Source organism: Ornithinimicrobium humiphilum (genome assembly GCF_006716885.1).
Lineage (GTDB): Bacteria > Actinomycetota > Actinomycetes > Actinomycetales > Dermatophilaceae > Ornithinicoccus > Ornithinicoccus humiphilus.
Genome location: NZ_VFPU01000001.1, coordinates 1,745,421 through 1,758,467, shown reverse-complemented (window position 1 = coordinate 1,758,467; position 13,047 = coordinate 1,745,421). Strand labels below are relative to the sequence as shown.

The following is a 13,047-nucleotide window of genomic DNA, read 5'->3' as shown; positions in this document are numbered from 1 at the left end:
GGAGACGGACGCAGGCCTCAGCGCACGCCGCGCATCTTCCGCGTGATCCACGGCGAGAGCGCCAGCAGCACCAGGCCGATGCCGATGGTGACGGCGCCGAGCGTGCCGAAGTAGGCCGCCTCGCGCTCCTCGCTGTAGAAGCCCGCCAGGGTGCCCGACAGCGCCGTGCCGAGGGCCAGCGACAGGTAGAAGAGCGAGACCATGAGCACCGGATAGGCCTTGGGTGCCAGCTTGGTGGACAACGACAGGCCGACCGGCGAGAGCATGAGCTCCCCCGCGGTGGCGACGAGCATGATCATCGCCACCCACAGCACCGGCACCCCGGCCGTGCCGACCATCGGCAGGAAGACGAGGAAGGCGGCACCCATGAGGCTGATGCCCAGGGCGAACTTCACCGGCGTCGTTGGCTGGCGGTCCCCCAGACGCACCCAGAGGGCCGCGAAGAGCGGCGCGAGCAGGATGATGAAGAACGGGTTGAAGGACTGCACCCACGGGATGGGCATGGTCCAGTCCCCGAGGAGGGGCAGGCCCGAGAAGTCGCGGTCCAGGCGGGTGTCGGAGTAGATCGTGATGACGGTGAACTGCTGCTGGAAGAGCGCCCAGAAGGCCACCGACCCGACGAACATCGGGATGAAGGCGACGACCCGGGACCGCTCGTCGGCGTCGACGTGGCGGCTGGTGAGCAGCAGGACGAAGAGGACGACGGCGGCGACGACGATGGCGGTGACCACGACCGTGCCGAGGTTGCCGGCGTCCAGCCAGCCGGCCGCGACGGACACCGCGACGAGCACCACGGCCGCGGCGGCGATCGCCAGGTAGCGGCCGTAGAGGGCGCGCGGCAGCGGGTCCGGCACGTGGCGGGCGGTGTCGGGCAGGTTGCGCCGCGCGAGGGCGTACTGCGCCAGGCCGATGGCCATGCCGATCGCGGCGAGCCCGAAGCCGAGGTGGAAGCCCCACCGCTGCTGGACCAGGCCGGTCAGGAGCGGGCCGACGAGGCCACCGATGTTGATGCCCATGTAGAAGATGGAGAAGCCGGCGTCGCGCCGGGTGTCCTGCGGTCCGTAGAGGGAGCCGACGAGGTTGGTGATCGTCGCCTTCAGCCCGCCCGAGCCGACGGCGATGAGGACCAGGCCGACCGCGAGCCCGGCGACGGCGGGGATGACCGCCAGCGAGACGTGCCCCAGCATGATGAGCAGCGCGCTGACGAACATCGTCCGCTCGGAGCCGAGCAGCCGGTCGGCCACCCAGCCGCCGAGGATCGAGAAGAGGTAGACCGACCCGCCGTAGGCGCCGACGATGCCGGCGGCGACCGTCTGGTCGATGCCCAGGCCCCCGTCGGTCGTCTGGAAGTACATGTACAGCAGGACGATGCCCTGCATGCCGTAGAAGGAGAACCGCTCCCACAGCTCGACGCTGAAGAGGTTGGCCAGACCACGCGGCTGGCCGAAGAAGCCGTCCCTGCCCTCCCTCGGGCGCTCGTCGACGGTGCTTCCTGCAGGTGGTGTCGGGTCGGTGGACATCTGTCCATGCTCACCCCGTCGCGCCACGAGCGCCAACCCGGGACCGGCCCGGCCCGAGGTCGGTCAGCCGTGGCGCTCGCGCAGCACCCGCTCCACGTCGGCGATCCCGAGGCCACGGGTCCGCAGCAGGACGAGCAGGTGGTAGACGAGGTCGGCGGCCTCCCCGAGCAGCTCCTCGTCGCCCTGGGCGACGGCGGCGAGGGCGGTCTCGACGCCCTCCTCCCCCACCTTCTGGGCGACGCGGCGCGGTTCGCCGGAGAGGAGGAGGGTCGTGTAGGACCCCTCGGGCCGCTCGAGGTCGCGCACCCGCACGACGTCGTCGAGCTCGTGCACGAAGGAGCCCTCGACCGCTCCGGGCCCGAAGCAGGTGCGGTCGCCGGTGTGGCAGGTCGGCCCGGCGGGCACGGCGTGGATCAGCAGCGTGTCGCGGTCGCAGTCGACCTCGACCCGCTCCACCGCCAGGGTGTTGCCGCTTGTCTCTCCCTTCGTCCAGCTGGTGCCGCGGGAGCGGGAGAAGAAGGTCGCCAGACCGGTGCCCAGGGTGGTCTCCAGGGCTGCGCGGTCGAGGAAGCCGACCATGAGCACCTGGCGGGTGCGGGCGTCCTGGACGACCCCGGGCACCAGTCCCCCGGTCTTGGCGAAGTCGACGTCGTCGACGGCGGTGCCCTCGGGCAGCAGCGGGACGCTCATCGGACCGGCTCCGGGACGGTGCGGACGACCAGCCCGGCCTCGGCGAGCTGCCGCTTGAGCGCCGGGATCTCGATCGAGCCGTTGTGGAAGACGGTGGCGGCCAGGGCGCCGTCGACGTCGGCCTCGCGGAAGACCTCGACGAAGTGCCCGGCGGTGCCGGCGCCGCCGGACGCGATCAGGGGGACACGGCATACCTGCCGGACCGCGTGCAGCTGCTGGAGGTCGTAGCCCTCACGGACCCCGTCCGACCCCATGCAGTTGAGGACGATCTCGCCGGCACCGAGCTCCTGCACGTGCCGGACCCAGTCCAGCGTGGTCACGGGCAGCGCACGGGTGGCGTCGGGGCTGCCGGTGAACTGCCGGATGCGCCAGACCCCGTCCTCGTCCCGCAGGCTGTCGACGCCCACGACGACGCACTGCACGCCGAAGGCCTCGGCCAGCTCGGAGACGAGCTCGGGGCGCTGGGTCGCGGGGGTGTTGACCGAGATCTTGTCGGCACCGGCGTGCAGCACGGCGCGGGCCGCCTCCACGCTGCGGATGCCGCCGGCCACGCAGAACGGGATGTCGATCGCGCGGGCCACGCGGGTGACCCAGTCGACGTCGACCGCGCGGCCCTCGGGGCTGGCGGTGATGTCGTAGAAGACGAGCTCGTCGGCACCCTCCCGGGCGTAGCGCTTCGCGAGCTCGACGATGTCGCCCATGTCGACGTGGTCGCGGAAGCGGGTGCCCTTGACAACCCGCCCGTCGCGCACGTCGAGGCAGGGGATGATGCGTCGGGCCAGGGTCACAGGCCCTCCTCCTGGATGGCGTCGGTCACGGTGAGGCGGCCCTCGAGCAGGGCCTTGCCGAGGATGATCCCCGCGCAGCCGGTGCGGCGGGCCGCGCGCACGTCGTCGACGTTGCGGGCCCCGCCGGAGGCCTGGACCTGCAGCTGGGGGGCCGACCGGGTCAGCGCGGTGTAGAGGTGGAAGTTCGGGCCGCCGAGCGTGCCGTCGCGCCCGATGTCGGTGGTCAGCACGTGCCGCAGGCCCGAGCTGTCGTAGCGGTGCAGGCAGGTGATGAGGTCGAGGTCGGAGTCGCCGGTCCACCCGTCGACCGGGAGCCGCCAGACGCCGTCCTCGCCGATGCGGGTGTCGAGGGCGACCGTGATGCTCTCAGGGCCGAAGCGCTCGAGGAGGCCGATGACGGTGTCGGGCTCGCGCACCGCCAGCGAGCCGATGACGACCCGGGTGGCGCCGGCGTCGAGGAGGCGCTGCACGTCGTCGGCGCTGCGCACTCCGCCGCCGGTCTGGACCATCAGCCCGGTGCGCTCGACGATCTGCTGCAGCATCCCGTCGAGGGTGTAGCGGCCCTCGCGGGCGGCGTCGAGGTCGACCAGGTGCAGCCAGCGGGCGCCTGCGCGGGCGTAGGACTCGGCGACCGTCACCGGGTCGTCGGAGTACTGCGTCTCCTGGTCGTAGTCCCCCTTGAGGAGCCGGACGACGGCTCCGTGCCGCACGTCGATCGCCGGGTAGACGGTGAACGGTCGGGTGGTGCTCACTGTGGAATCACTCCGTGACTGGTCGGGCAGGTCGGACGTCATCGACCGACCTCCGTGAGGAAGTTTCGCAGCAGCCGGGCGCCGACGGACGCCGAACGCTCCGGGTGGAACTGCGCGCCCCACCGCAGCCCCGAGCGCACCACCGCGGTGAAGGTGTCCCCGTGGGTGGTCGCGGCCAGGGTGTGCGGACCGGCCGGTGCGGCGTAGGAGTGCACGAAGTAGGCCCGCTCCCCCTCACCGATCCCGGCCAGCAAGGGGTCGTCGACGATCTCCGTGAGCGCGTTCCACCCCATGTGCGGCACCCGCACACCGTAGTCGGCCTTGATCGGGAGCACCTCCCCGGGCACCAGGCCCAGGGTGTCCACGCCGCCGTCCTCGGCCGAGCGCTCGAAGAGCAGCTGCATGCCCAGGCACACCCCGAGCAGGGGCACCTGGACCTCGTGGAGGACCTCCTTCAGGCCCAGCTCGCGGAGCCGCCGCATCCCCGCCCCGGCGGCGCCGACACCGGGCAGGATCACCCGGTCGGCAGCCAGGATCTCGTCCCGGTCGGCGGTCAGGCGCGCGGTGGCGCCGAGCCGCTCCAAGGCGTAGCTGACCGACCCGATGTTGGTGCCACCGGAGTCGACCAGCGCGACGCGCAGGCTCACAGCACGCCCTTGGTGGAGGGCAGCTCGGTGGAGTCGCCCTGGCGGGCCAGCGCCATCCGCAGCGCGCGGGCCACGGCCTTGAAGCCGACCTCGATCTGGTGGTGGGTGTTCTCGCCGTCGACGCTCAGGTGCAGGGTGCAGCGCAGCGCGTCGGCGAAGGAGCGCCAGAAGTGCTCGATCATCTCGGTCGGGAACTCGCCCACGTTCTCGCGGGAGAAGGTGCCGTCGTAGCGGAAGAACGGGCGGCCCGACAGGTCGATCGCCGCGCTGGCGCGGGCCTCGTCCATGGGCAGCGTGAAGCCGTAGCGGCCGATGCCGCGCTTGTCGCCGAGGGCGGTGCGGATCGCCTCGCCGACGGCCAGCGCGACGTCCTCGATGGTGTGGTGCTCGTCGATGTGGAGGTCGCCGGAGCAGCGCACCGTCATCGAGAAGCCGCCGTGCTTGGCGAGCTGGTCGAGCATGTGGTCGAAGAAGCCGATGCCGGTGTCGGCGACGGCCCCGCCCGGCTGGTCCAGGTCCACGTCGACGCTGATCCGCGTCTCGGCGGTGTTGCGGTCGACGTGCGCGGTGCGCGGACGGTCGGCCAGCTCGTGCGCGATCTGCGCCCAGGTGGTGGTGCCCTCGGCCGGGCTCGCCGCGGAGGGCAGCAGGTAGGTGCGGATCCCCAGGTTGTCACCGAACTGGCGGTCGGTCTCGCGGTCGCCGACCATGACGCTGCGCTCCCAGTCGACGTCCTTGTCCTTGAGCAGGTGCACGACCATGCCGATGCCGGGCTTGCGGGTCCAGGGGGCGTCGGGACCGGCGTGGTGCGGGTCGATCAGGACCTCGCGGAAGCGGATGCCCTGGCTGGTGAGGATCTGCAGGAGCAGCTCGTGCGGGGCGTCGAAGTCCTCCTGCGGGAAGGACTCGGTGCCCAGGCCGTCCTGGTTGCTCACCATGACCAGGTCGTAGCCGGCGTCCTGGATGCGCAGCAGCGCGGGGATGACGCCGTCCACGAGTCGCAGCTTGGCCAGGCTGTCGACCTGGAAGTCGTCCGGCTCGGCGATGATCGTGCCGTCGCGGTCGACGAGGCAGAGGGGGCGGGGGCTCATCGGTCGATCTCTCCCAGGGCGGTGTCGAGGGCGGTCATCTCGTCGTCGGTGCCGATCGTGATGCGCACGGCGTCGGCGAGACCGGGGTGGTGGCGCACGTCGCGCACCACGATCCCGGCAGAGGCGAGGGTACGGAGCAGCGCGTCGGGGTCGTCGTGCCGCACCAGCAGGAAGTTGGCCTCGCTGTCGTAGACGGCGCGCACGCCGTCCAGGTGGCGCAGCCGGTGGCAGAGGTGGTCGCGCCGGCGCAGCGTGGCGTTGACGCGCTCACGCGTGGCGGCCAGCGCCTCGGGGGTGAGCGCCGCCAGCGCGAGGCGGGCGACGGGGACGGGCACGGGGTATGGCGCCTGCACCCGGCGCAGCACCGTGGCCAGCTCGGGGTGGGCCAGGGCGATCCCGACGCGGGCACCGGCGAGCCCGTGCGCCTTGGACAGGGTCCGCAGCACGACGAGCGTCGGGTGCTCCTCCAGGAGCGTGACGGCCGACCGTTGCTCGGCGTACTCGCCGTAGGCCTCGTCGACGACGACGACCGCCTGGTCGGCGAGCTCGTCGGCCAGCGAGGCGATCTCGCGCAGCGGCACGACGTTGGCGGTCGGGTTGCCGGGCGAGGAGACGAACACCACCCGGGCACCCTTCTCCCGGGCCGCGCGGGCCACCGCTGCGGTGTCGACGCGCCAGGTCAGGCCGTCGTCGAGCTGGGGCACGTCGGTGACGGGCACGCCGTGGAGGCGGGCCGAGACCTCGTACATGCCGAAGGTCGGCGAGCAGATGACGATCCCGTCACCGCCCGGACGGCACAGCGCCCGCACGAGCAGCTCGATGAGCTCGTCGCTGCCGCGACCGACGACGACGCGGTCGGGCGTGACGGCCCAGAGGTCGGCGAAGGCCTCGACCAGCTCGGCGGGCTGCGGGTCGGGATAGCGACGGCTGGCGCCCCCGGGGTCGGCGGCGCTGGGGTCGCCGGACTCGTTGGCGTTGAGCCAGATGCGGGCCGGGACGCCGGGGGCGCTGGTCCGGGCCGAGGAGTAGCCGGCGAAACCGCGCAGGTCCTCGCGGACGAGCTCGGTCGGGAAGCCCTCGGAGGGTCCGGCGGCGCTCACGACGCGTCCTGGGTGGGGGCGAGCCGGTCGAGGCGGCGGGTGACGGCCCGCTGGTGGGCGTGCAGCTGCTCGGCCTCGGAGAGCACGACCGCGCACGGGCCGACGGCGGCCAGCCCGTCGGGGGTGGCGCGCTGGACGGTCATCGCGATCTGGAAGGCGGAGACGTTGACGCCGCCGGTGAACCTGGCCGCGCCGGCGGTGGGCAGCACGTGGTTGGTCCCCGAGCAGTAGTCACCGAGGGTCTCCGGCGTGTGGTCGCCGAGGAAGACCGAGCCGGCCCGGTCGACCTGGGCGACACGCTCCTCGGCGTCGCGCAGCGCCAGGATGAGGTGCTCCGGCGCGTAGTCGTTGGACACCTCGAAGGCGGTGTCGAGGTCGGGGGTGAGGATCAGCCGGCTGGAGGCCAGGGCCTTGCGGGCGATGTCGGCGCGGGGCAGGCTCTCGACCTGCTCCTCGACCTGGGCCGCGACGGCCTCGGCGAGCTCACGCGAGTCGGTGAGGAGCAGCACCTGGCTGTCGGGCCCGTGCTCGGCCTGGCTCAGCAGGTCGGCGGCCACGAACTCGGGGTCCGCGCCCGCGTCCGCGATGACCAGCACCTCGGAGGGACCGGCGGGCATGTCGATACCGGGGCCGCCCTCTGCGGTGGTCACCTGGCGCTTGGCCTCGGTCACCCAGGCGTTGCCCGGGCCGAAGAGCTTGTCGCACGCCGGGACCGACCCGGTGCCGTAGGCCATCGCCGCGATCGCCTGCGCGCCGCCCACGACGAAGATGCGGGTGATGCCGCACTCGGCCGCGGCCGCGAGGACGGCGGGGTCGGCGGTGCCGTCGGGGCGGGGAGGGGTGCAGAGGACGACCTCGGGGCAGCCGGCCAGCTGGGCGGGGACACCGAGCATGAGGGCGGTCGAGGGCAGCGGGGCGGAGCCGGCGGGCACGTAGAGACCGACGCGGCGGATCGGCCGGACGACGCGCTCGCAGACCACGCCAGGAGCGGTCTCGACGGCGTAGGCGGACTGCATACCCGCCTCGTGGAAGGCCCGGATGCGGGCGGCGGCCTCGGCGATCGCCTCGCGCAGCTGCGGGTCGAGGGCGGCGACGGCGGCGTCACGGTCGGCGACGGAGACCTCGAGGGCCGCCGGCTCGGCGCGGTCGAGGCGGGCGGTGAGCTCGCGCAGCGCGGCGTCGCCACGGGTGCGCACCTGCTCGAGGATGTCGGCGACCCCGGCGCGCACCTCCGGGCCCGCGGCGGCGGTCGCCCGGCGCAGGGCCTCGGCGCGCTCGGTCTCGGAGAGCTCGGACCAGGTCAGGACGTTCATGCCAGCATCCCCTCGACGGGCAGGACCATGAGGTTGTGCGCACCCGCGTGCTTGAGCTGCTCCAGCTTGGACCAGGACACGGAGCCGTGCACGAGCACCTGCACGGACACCTCGTCACGGTCGTCGACACGCATCACGGTCGGCTCGTGGCCCTCGGGCAGCAGCGGCAGCAGGTCGGTCAGGCCGTCACGGGAGACGCGGAGCATGAGCAGGCGCGACTCCTTGAGCTGCAGGGCGCCATCGAGGCGGCGGACGAGCAGGTCGGCGATCTCCTGGCGGCCGTCGTCGAGGGTGGCGCGCGGGCCGGCGATCACGGCCTCGGAGTGCAGGATCGTGGTGACGGGGCGGAGCTGGTTGGCGCGCAGCGTGCCGCCGGTGGAGACGAGATCGCACACGACGTCGGCCTGGCCCAGGCGCGGGGCGATCTCGACGGAGCCGTTGAGGACCACGGGCTCGGCGTCCACACCGTTGTCGCGCAGCCAGCGGCCCAGGGTCTGCGGGTAGGACGTGGCGATGCGCAGCCCCTCCAGCTGCTGCGGGCCGGTCCACTCCTCGGACTCCGGGATGGCGATGTCGAGGCGGCAGGTGCCCCAGCCCAGCTGGCGCCACTCGTTGAGGTCGGCCGGGCGACCCTGCGCCTCGCGCTCCAGACCGTGCTCGACGAGCACGTTGCGCCCGACGATGCCGAGGTCGCAGACCCCGTCGGCGATGAGGCCGGGGATGTCGTCGTCGCGGACCAGGAGGATGTCGACGGGCAGCGACTCGCCGTAGAGGAAGAGCTTGTCGCGGCTCTCGCGCCAGGTCAGCCCGCACGAGGCGAGGAGCTCGCGGGCGGGCTCGCCGAGGCGGCCGGACTTCTGGATCGCCACACGGAGGCGTTCGCGCGGCTGGACGGGCGGGGTCATGGAGGACCTTCCGGTCGGGTGCCCGGCCGAGGGGCCGGGGCGGGTGGTTCGGGGGCGTGCGACGGTCCGTCGCGGGGAGGCGGTCAGCGCACCAGATGCTCGGGCTCCCCGCCCGCGGCCGAGGCCACCTGCAGCGCGGCGCGGTAGCCCCCGGCGCCGCCCTCGAGGTGGCGGGCGACGCGGCCGATGGTCGTCACGCTGACGCCGGTGCGCTCGTGGATCTGGCGGTAGGAGAGCCCCGCGGCCAGCAGCGGGACCACGCCCCAGCGGTCGGAGAGGGCCTCCAGCTCGGCCGGCGTGCAGAGGTCCTCGAGGAAGGTCTGCACGGAGTCCGCGTCGTCGAGGCCCGCCAGGACCGTGCAGAGCCGGGCCAGGGCGGCGCGGTCGACGGTGCTGCGACGCTTCACGGGGGACCTTCCGGACGGGATCGGACAGAGAAGAACCGGGCGTGGAAGCACGACCCGGTGTGTTAACGCGTTATTACACTAGCACGCTCGAGACGCCCGTCTCACATCGGTGGTCGAGCCGTGGCATCCCCCGATCGGAGGATGCCGGTGCACCCCCGCGGGCGATGTGCGCGCGGGCCGCGCCGGGCGAGGCTGGGGCACATGGAACGGAACGCAGCAGTCACGGTGGAGCACCTGCGCATGACCTACGGCACGACGGTGGCCGTGGACGACGTGAGCCTGACCGTCGCCGAGGGCGAGGTCTTCGGGATCCTCGGCCCCAACGGTGCCGGCAAGACCACGACGGTCGAGTCGATCGCCGGGCTGCGCGTCCCCGACTCCGGGACGATCCGGGTCCACGGTCTGGACCCCGTCCGCGAGCACGACGCGCTGACCCGTGTCCTGGGCGTGCAGCTGCAGGAGAGCCGTCTCCAGCCCAAGATCACCGTCCGTGAGGCGCTGGTGCTGTGGTCGGCCTTCTACGACGACCCCGAGCCCTGGCCCGAGCTCGCGGCCCGGCTGGGGCTCGACACGATGCTCGACTCGCAGTTCCGCAACCTCAGCGGCGGTCAGCAGCAGCGGCTCTCGATCGCCCTGGCCCTCGTCGGCCGGCCCCGGGTCGCGATCCTCGACGAGCTGACCACGGGTCTGGACCCCCGCGCCCGGCGCGAGGTCTGGGACCTGGTCCGCGACGTCCGCGACCGCGGCGTGACCGTCCTCCTCGTCACGCACTCCATGGAGGAGGCGCAGTCGCTCTGCGACCGCATCGCCATCATCAGCGAGGGCCGCGTCCGGGCGCTCGACACCCCGGACGGGCTCATCCGGGCCGCCACCTCCGCGACCGTCATCTCCTTCACCCCCGGCGCGCCCGTCGACCTGCAGGCGCTGCGCGAGCTGCCGGGCGTCGCCGACGTCCGCTCCACGTCCGGGCGGGTCACCGTCGAGGGCGCCGAGGACAGCGTCCTGGACGTGCTCGCGGCGCTCTCCGCCCAGGGGGTGACCCCCGCCTCCCTGCGGGTCGTCGACGGCAGCCTCGACACCGCATACCTCGACCTGACCTCCGCAACAGCCCACCTCGCCGAGGAGCTGGCATGACCCTCTCGACCACCACGACCACCGCCACCCCGAAGCCCGCCCGTCGCGCCGCGCCGACGGCCGCCGTGCTGCGCACCGAGGCCCGCCTGTTCGGGCGCGAGCTGGGCTCGCTCTTCTGGATCCTGCTCTTCCCCGTCGCCCTGCTGTGCATCCTGGGCGCGGTCCCGTCCTTCCGCGAGCCGTCGGCCGACCTGGGCGGGCTGCGGGTCATCGACCTCTACGTGCCGACGATGATCGTCATGTCGATGATCATGGCGGCGATCATGTCGATGCCCGCGCTGATCTGGGCCTACCGGGAGGCCGGCGTGCTGCGCCGCCTGCGCACCACCCCGGTGCGCCCGCCCAGCCTGCTCGGGGCGCAGGTGCTGCTGCACGGCGCCGCGGTCACGGCCTCCTCGGTCCTGGTCCTGCTCGTGGGGCGTCTCGTCTTCGACGTGCCCTTGCCACAGGCGCTGGCCGCCTACGCTGGCGCCTACCTGCTCGGGCTGCTCGCGGCCTTTTCGCTCGGCGCGGTCGCGACGGCCGTCGCGCCCAACGCGCGGGCCGGCACCGTGCTGGCGAGCATCCTCTTCTTCGGCTCGATGTTCACCGCCGGCGTCTGGTTCCCCGTCGAGGGGATGGGTGGCGCGCTGCGCACCGTGGTCGACCTGACGCCGATGGGTGCCTCGGTCCAGGCCATGACCGCGGCGCTGGTCGGCGACCTGCCGCAGCTGCGGGACGTGCTCGTCGTGCTGGTGTGGACGGTCCTCACCGGCGCGGTGTCCGTGCGCACCTTCCGCTGGGAGTGAGAGGGTGGGAGCCGTGACCAGCACGACCGGCAGCCCGGACCGCCACCGGCGCGCCTGGGAGCGGTGGAACCCCTACGTGCCGTTCGCCATGCTCGCCGTGGCGACCGTCGTCGCGCTGCCCACCGGCTCGATCTTCGGCACCGGGACGCCCCGATGGCTGCTGGTCCAGGCCGTCCTGGTGGCGGTCACGGCGCTCTGGTCCTGGTGGTGGACGATGCGGCGGCCGGAGTGGCGCGCCGATCGCCGCCGCATGGCCGTGCACGTCGTCGGGCGCACGGCCCTGGCCTTCGTGCTGACCTGGATCAACCCCTTCTTCGCGCTCTTCGCGTGGGTCGGATTCCTCGACGTCGGTGACGCCTTCACCGGCTGGCCCCGCCGGGCCGTCCTCCTCGTCGTCGCGGCGACGGTGGCCGGCTCGCAGTCGGGCGGCCTCCCACCCTCCGGCGCCGCCCAGACGCTCGTCCTCGCGGTCCTCGTCGTGCTGCACGTCGGCCTGTTCACCTTCTTCGGCAACGTGCAGCAGGAGCTCGACCGGCGTTCGGCCGACCAGGCGGCGGCCATCACCGAGCTCGAGCGTCTCAACGCCGACCTGGAGCGGGCTCTTGCGGAGAACGCGCGGCTCCACGAGACCGTCGTCGAGCAGGCTCGGCGCGCCGGGGTGCAGGAGGAGCGGCAGCGCCTGGCCCGCGAGATCCACGACACGATCGCCCAGTCCCTCGCGGGCGTCCTCGCCCAGCTCCGCGCGGCGCAGGTGGAGCCCGACCCCCGGGCGCGGCTCGACCGGGCCGCCGACCTGGCGCAGGAGGCCCTCGCCGAGGCCCGCCGCTCGGTGATGGACCTCTCCCCCGCCCCGCTCACCGGCTCCGCCGACCTCGCCGAGGCGGTCACCCGGCTGGTGCACCGCTGGGACGAGGAGCACCGGGCCGCGGCCGAGGTGCACGTCACCGGCGACCTGCGACCGCTGCACCCCGAGGTGGAGGCGACCGTGCTGCGCGTCACGCAGGAGGCGCTCTCCAACGTCGCCAAGCACGCCTCCGCCACGCGGGTCGGCGTGACGCTCGCCCTCGACGACGAGGAGGTCCTCCTCGACGTCCGTGACGACGGGGTCGGATTCGACCTCGACGCCGAGCGGGCACCCACCTCCTTCGGTCTGAGAGGTATGCGGCAGCGCGCCGAGCGCCTCGCCGGCGCCCTCGAGGTCGAGACCCAGCCGGGGCAGGGCACCGCCGTCTCGCTGCGGCTGCCCGCGCTCGCCCGGGAGGTCGCCGCGTGAGCGTCCGCATCCTCGTCGTCGACGACCACCCCGTGGTGCGCGACGGCGTCGCGGCCACCCTGTCGGCCGTCGACGACTTCGAGGTCGTCGGCCAGGCCGCGAGCGGGCCAGAGGCCGTCGAGCGGACCGTCGCGCTGGACCCCGACGTCGTCGTCCTCGACCTGCGGATGCCGGGCGGCGGGGGTGTCGACGCCGTGCGCGAGATGCGCCGCCGGGGCCTGCGCGCCTCGGTGCTGGTGCTCACGACCTACGACACCGACTCCGACACCGTGGCCGCGATCGAGGCGGGAGCCACGGGCTACCTCCTCAAGGACGCCCCGACCGCCACACTGGTGTCGGCCGTGCGCTCCACCGCGGCCGGCGAGACGGTGCTCTCCCCCACCGTGGCGACCCGCCTCGCCTCGCACGTCCGCGATCCCGGGCGCCGGCCGGCGCTCAGCGCGCGGGAGCGCGAGGTGCTGGTGCTCGTGGCCCGGGGGATGACCAACAAGCAGATCGCCAGGGAGCTCTTCGTCAGCGAGGCGACCGTCAAGACGCACCTCGGTCACGTCTTCGACAAGCTCGGCGTCACCGACCGCGCCGCGGCCGTGGCCACCGCTTACGAGACGGGGATCCTCGGGTAGCATCGCGCCACCGCCA

At 73.4% G+C, this 13,047-nt stretch carries 14 protein-coding genes; 4 read left to right on the top strand and 10 right to left on the bottom strand.

Annotated elements, in window-relative coordinates; all coding sequences use genetic code 11:
- Positions 1–17: 17 nt before the first annotated feature.
- The 10 genes from FB476_RS08205 to FB476_RS08160 form a co-directional block, all read right to left on the bottom strand.
- Positions 18–1,520, bottom strand: a complete 1,503-nt coding sequence (locus tag FB476_RS08205) for a peptide MFS transporter (RefSeq protein WP_141818333.1) — start codon at positions 1,518–1,520, stop codon at positions 18–20.
- A 63-nt stretch (positions 1,521–1,583) separates the two neighbouring features.
- On the bottom strand, positions 1,584–2,210 hold the full coding sequence (gene hisIE, locus FB476_RS08200; RefSeq protein ID WP_141818332.1) for a bifunctional phosphoribosyl-AMP cyclohydrolase/phosphoribosyl-ATP diphosphatase HisIE: 627 nt from the start codon (positions 2,208–2,210) through the stop codon (positions 1,584–1,586).
- Positions 2,207–2,998, bottom strand: a complete 792-nt coding sequence (gene hisF / locus FB476_RS08195) for an imidazole glycerol phosphate synthase subunit HisF (protein WP_141818331.1) — start codon at positions 2,996–2,998, stop codon at positions 2,207–2,209. The genes hisIE and hisF overlap by 4 nt, the downstream gene beginning before the upstream one ends.
- Positions 2,995–3,750, bottom strand: a complete 756-nt coding sequence (gene hisA, locus FB476_RS08190) for a 1-(5-phosphoribosyl)-5-[(5-phosphoribosylamino)methylideneamino]imidazole-4-carboxamide isomerase (protein WP_238329617.1) — start codon at positions 3,748–3,750, stop codon at positions 2,995–2,997. Before hisA ends, hisF begins: the two co-directional genes overlap by 4 nt.
- A gap of 38 nt (positions 3,751–3,788) precedes the next feature.
- The gene (hisH, locus tag FB476_RS08185; protein WP_238329616.1) at positions 3,789–4,397 is read right to left on the bottom strand and encodes an imidazole glycerol phosphate synthase subunit HisH; all 609 of its coding nucleotides are present in this window, start codon (positions 4,395–4,397) and stop codon (positions 3,789–3,791) included.
- Complete coding sequence (hisB, locus tag FB476_RS08180) at positions 4,394–5,488, bottom strand: bifunctional histidinol-phosphatase/imidazoleglycerol-phosphate dehydratase HisB (protein WP_141818329.1); 1,095 nt, start codon at positions 5,486–5,488, stop codon at positions 4,394–4,396. The genes hisH and hisB overlap by 4 nt, the downstream gene beginning before the upstream one ends.
- Positions 5,485–6,588 (bottom strand): histidinol-phosphate transaminase, encoded by a 1,104-nt coding sequence (gene hisC / locus FB476_RS08175; protein ID WP_141818328.1) that lies wholly within the window; start codon positions 6,586–6,588, stop codon positions 5,485–5,487. Before hisC ends, hisB begins: the two co-directional genes overlap by 4 nt.
- Positions 6,585–7,901: a histidinol dehydrogenase gene (gene hisD / locus FB476_RS08170; protein WP_141818327.1), complete on the bottom strand. Its 1,317-nt coding sequence runs from the start codon at positions 7,899–7,901 to the stop codon at positions 6,585–6,587. The genes hisC and hisD overlap by 4 nt, the downstream gene beginning before the upstream one ends.
- Positions 7,898–8,806, bottom strand: coding sequence for an ATP phosphoribosyltransferase (gene hisG / locus FB476_RS08165; protein WP_141818326.1), 909 nt, complete (start codon positions 8,804–8,806; stop codon positions 7,898–7,900). The genes hisD and hisG overlap by 4 nt, the downstream gene beginning before the upstream one ends.
- 83 nt (positions 8,807–8,889) lie before the next feature.
- On the bottom strand, positions 8,890–9,213 hold the full coding sequence (locus FB476_RS08160) for a YerC/YecD family TrpR-related protein (protein ID WP_141818325.1): 324 nt from the start codon (positions 9,211–9,213) through the stop codon (positions 8,890–8,892).
- Positions 9,214–9,414: 201 nt separating this feature from the next.
- On the opposite strand from FB476_RS08160, the gene FB476_RS08155 reads away from it, so the two are divergent.
- From FB476_RS08155 to FB476_RS08140, 4 genes are read left to right on the top strand one after another with little or no spacing between them, the layout of a single operon-like run.
- Entirely contained in the window at positions 9,415–10,347 is a 933-nt protein-coding gene (locus FB476_RS08155; protein WP_141818324.1) for an ABC transporter ATP-binding protein, read from the top strand.
- A complete protein-coding gene (locus FB476_RS08150) occupies positions 10,344–11,135 on the top strand; it encodes an ABC transporter permease (protein WP_141818323.1) in 792 nt (263 codons plus the stop codon). The genes FB476_RS08155 and FB476_RS08150 overlap by 4 nt, the downstream gene beginning before the upstream one ends.
- A 13-nt stretch (positions 11,136–11,148) precedes the next feature.
- Complete coding sequence (locus FB476_RS08145) at positions 11,149–12,408, top strand: sensor histidine kinase (RefSeq protein ID WP_141818322.1); 1,260 nt, start codon at positions 11,149–11,151, stop codon at positions 12,406–12,408.
- On the top strand, positions 12,405–13,031 hold the full coding sequence (locus FB476_RS08140; RefSeq protein WP_141818321.1) for a response regulator: 627 nt from the start codon (positions 12,405–12,407) through the stop codon (positions 13,029–13,031). Before FB476_RS08145 ends, FB476_RS08140 begins: the two co-directional genes overlap by 4 nt.
- The last annotated feature ends 16 nt before the right edge of the window (positions 13,032–13,047 follow it).

Excerpts from the sequence above, each read along its gene's own strand:
- FB476_RS08205 (WP_141818333.1), bottom strand. The coding sequence starts at position 1,520 with ATGTCCACCGACCCGACACCACCTGCAGGAAGCACCGTCGACGAGCGC.
- hisIE (WP_141818332.1), bottom strand. The coding sequence starts at position 2,210 with ATGAGCGTCCCGCTGCTGCCCGAGGGCACCGCCGTCGACGACGTCGAC.
- hisB (WP_141818329.1), bottom strand. The coding sequence starts at position 5,488 with ATGAGCCCCCGCCCCCTCTGCCTCGTCGACCGCGACGGCACGATCATC.
- hisD (WP_141818327.1), bottom strand. The coding sequence starts at position 7,901 with ATGAACGTCCTGACCTGGTCCGAGCTCTCCGAGACCGAGCGCGCCGAG.
- hisG (WP_141818326.1), bottom strand. The coding sequence starts at position 8,806 with ATGACCCCGCCCGTCCAGCCGCGCGAACGCCTCCGTGTGGCGATCCAG.
- FB476_RS08155 (WP_141818324.1), top strand. The coding sequence starts at position 9,415 with ATGGAACGGAACGCAGCAGTCACGGTGGAGCACCTGCGCATGACCTAC.
- FB476_RS08150 (WP_141818323.1), top strand. The coding sequence starts at position 10,344 with ATGACCCTCTCGACCACCACGACCACCGCCACCCCGAAGCCCGCCCGT.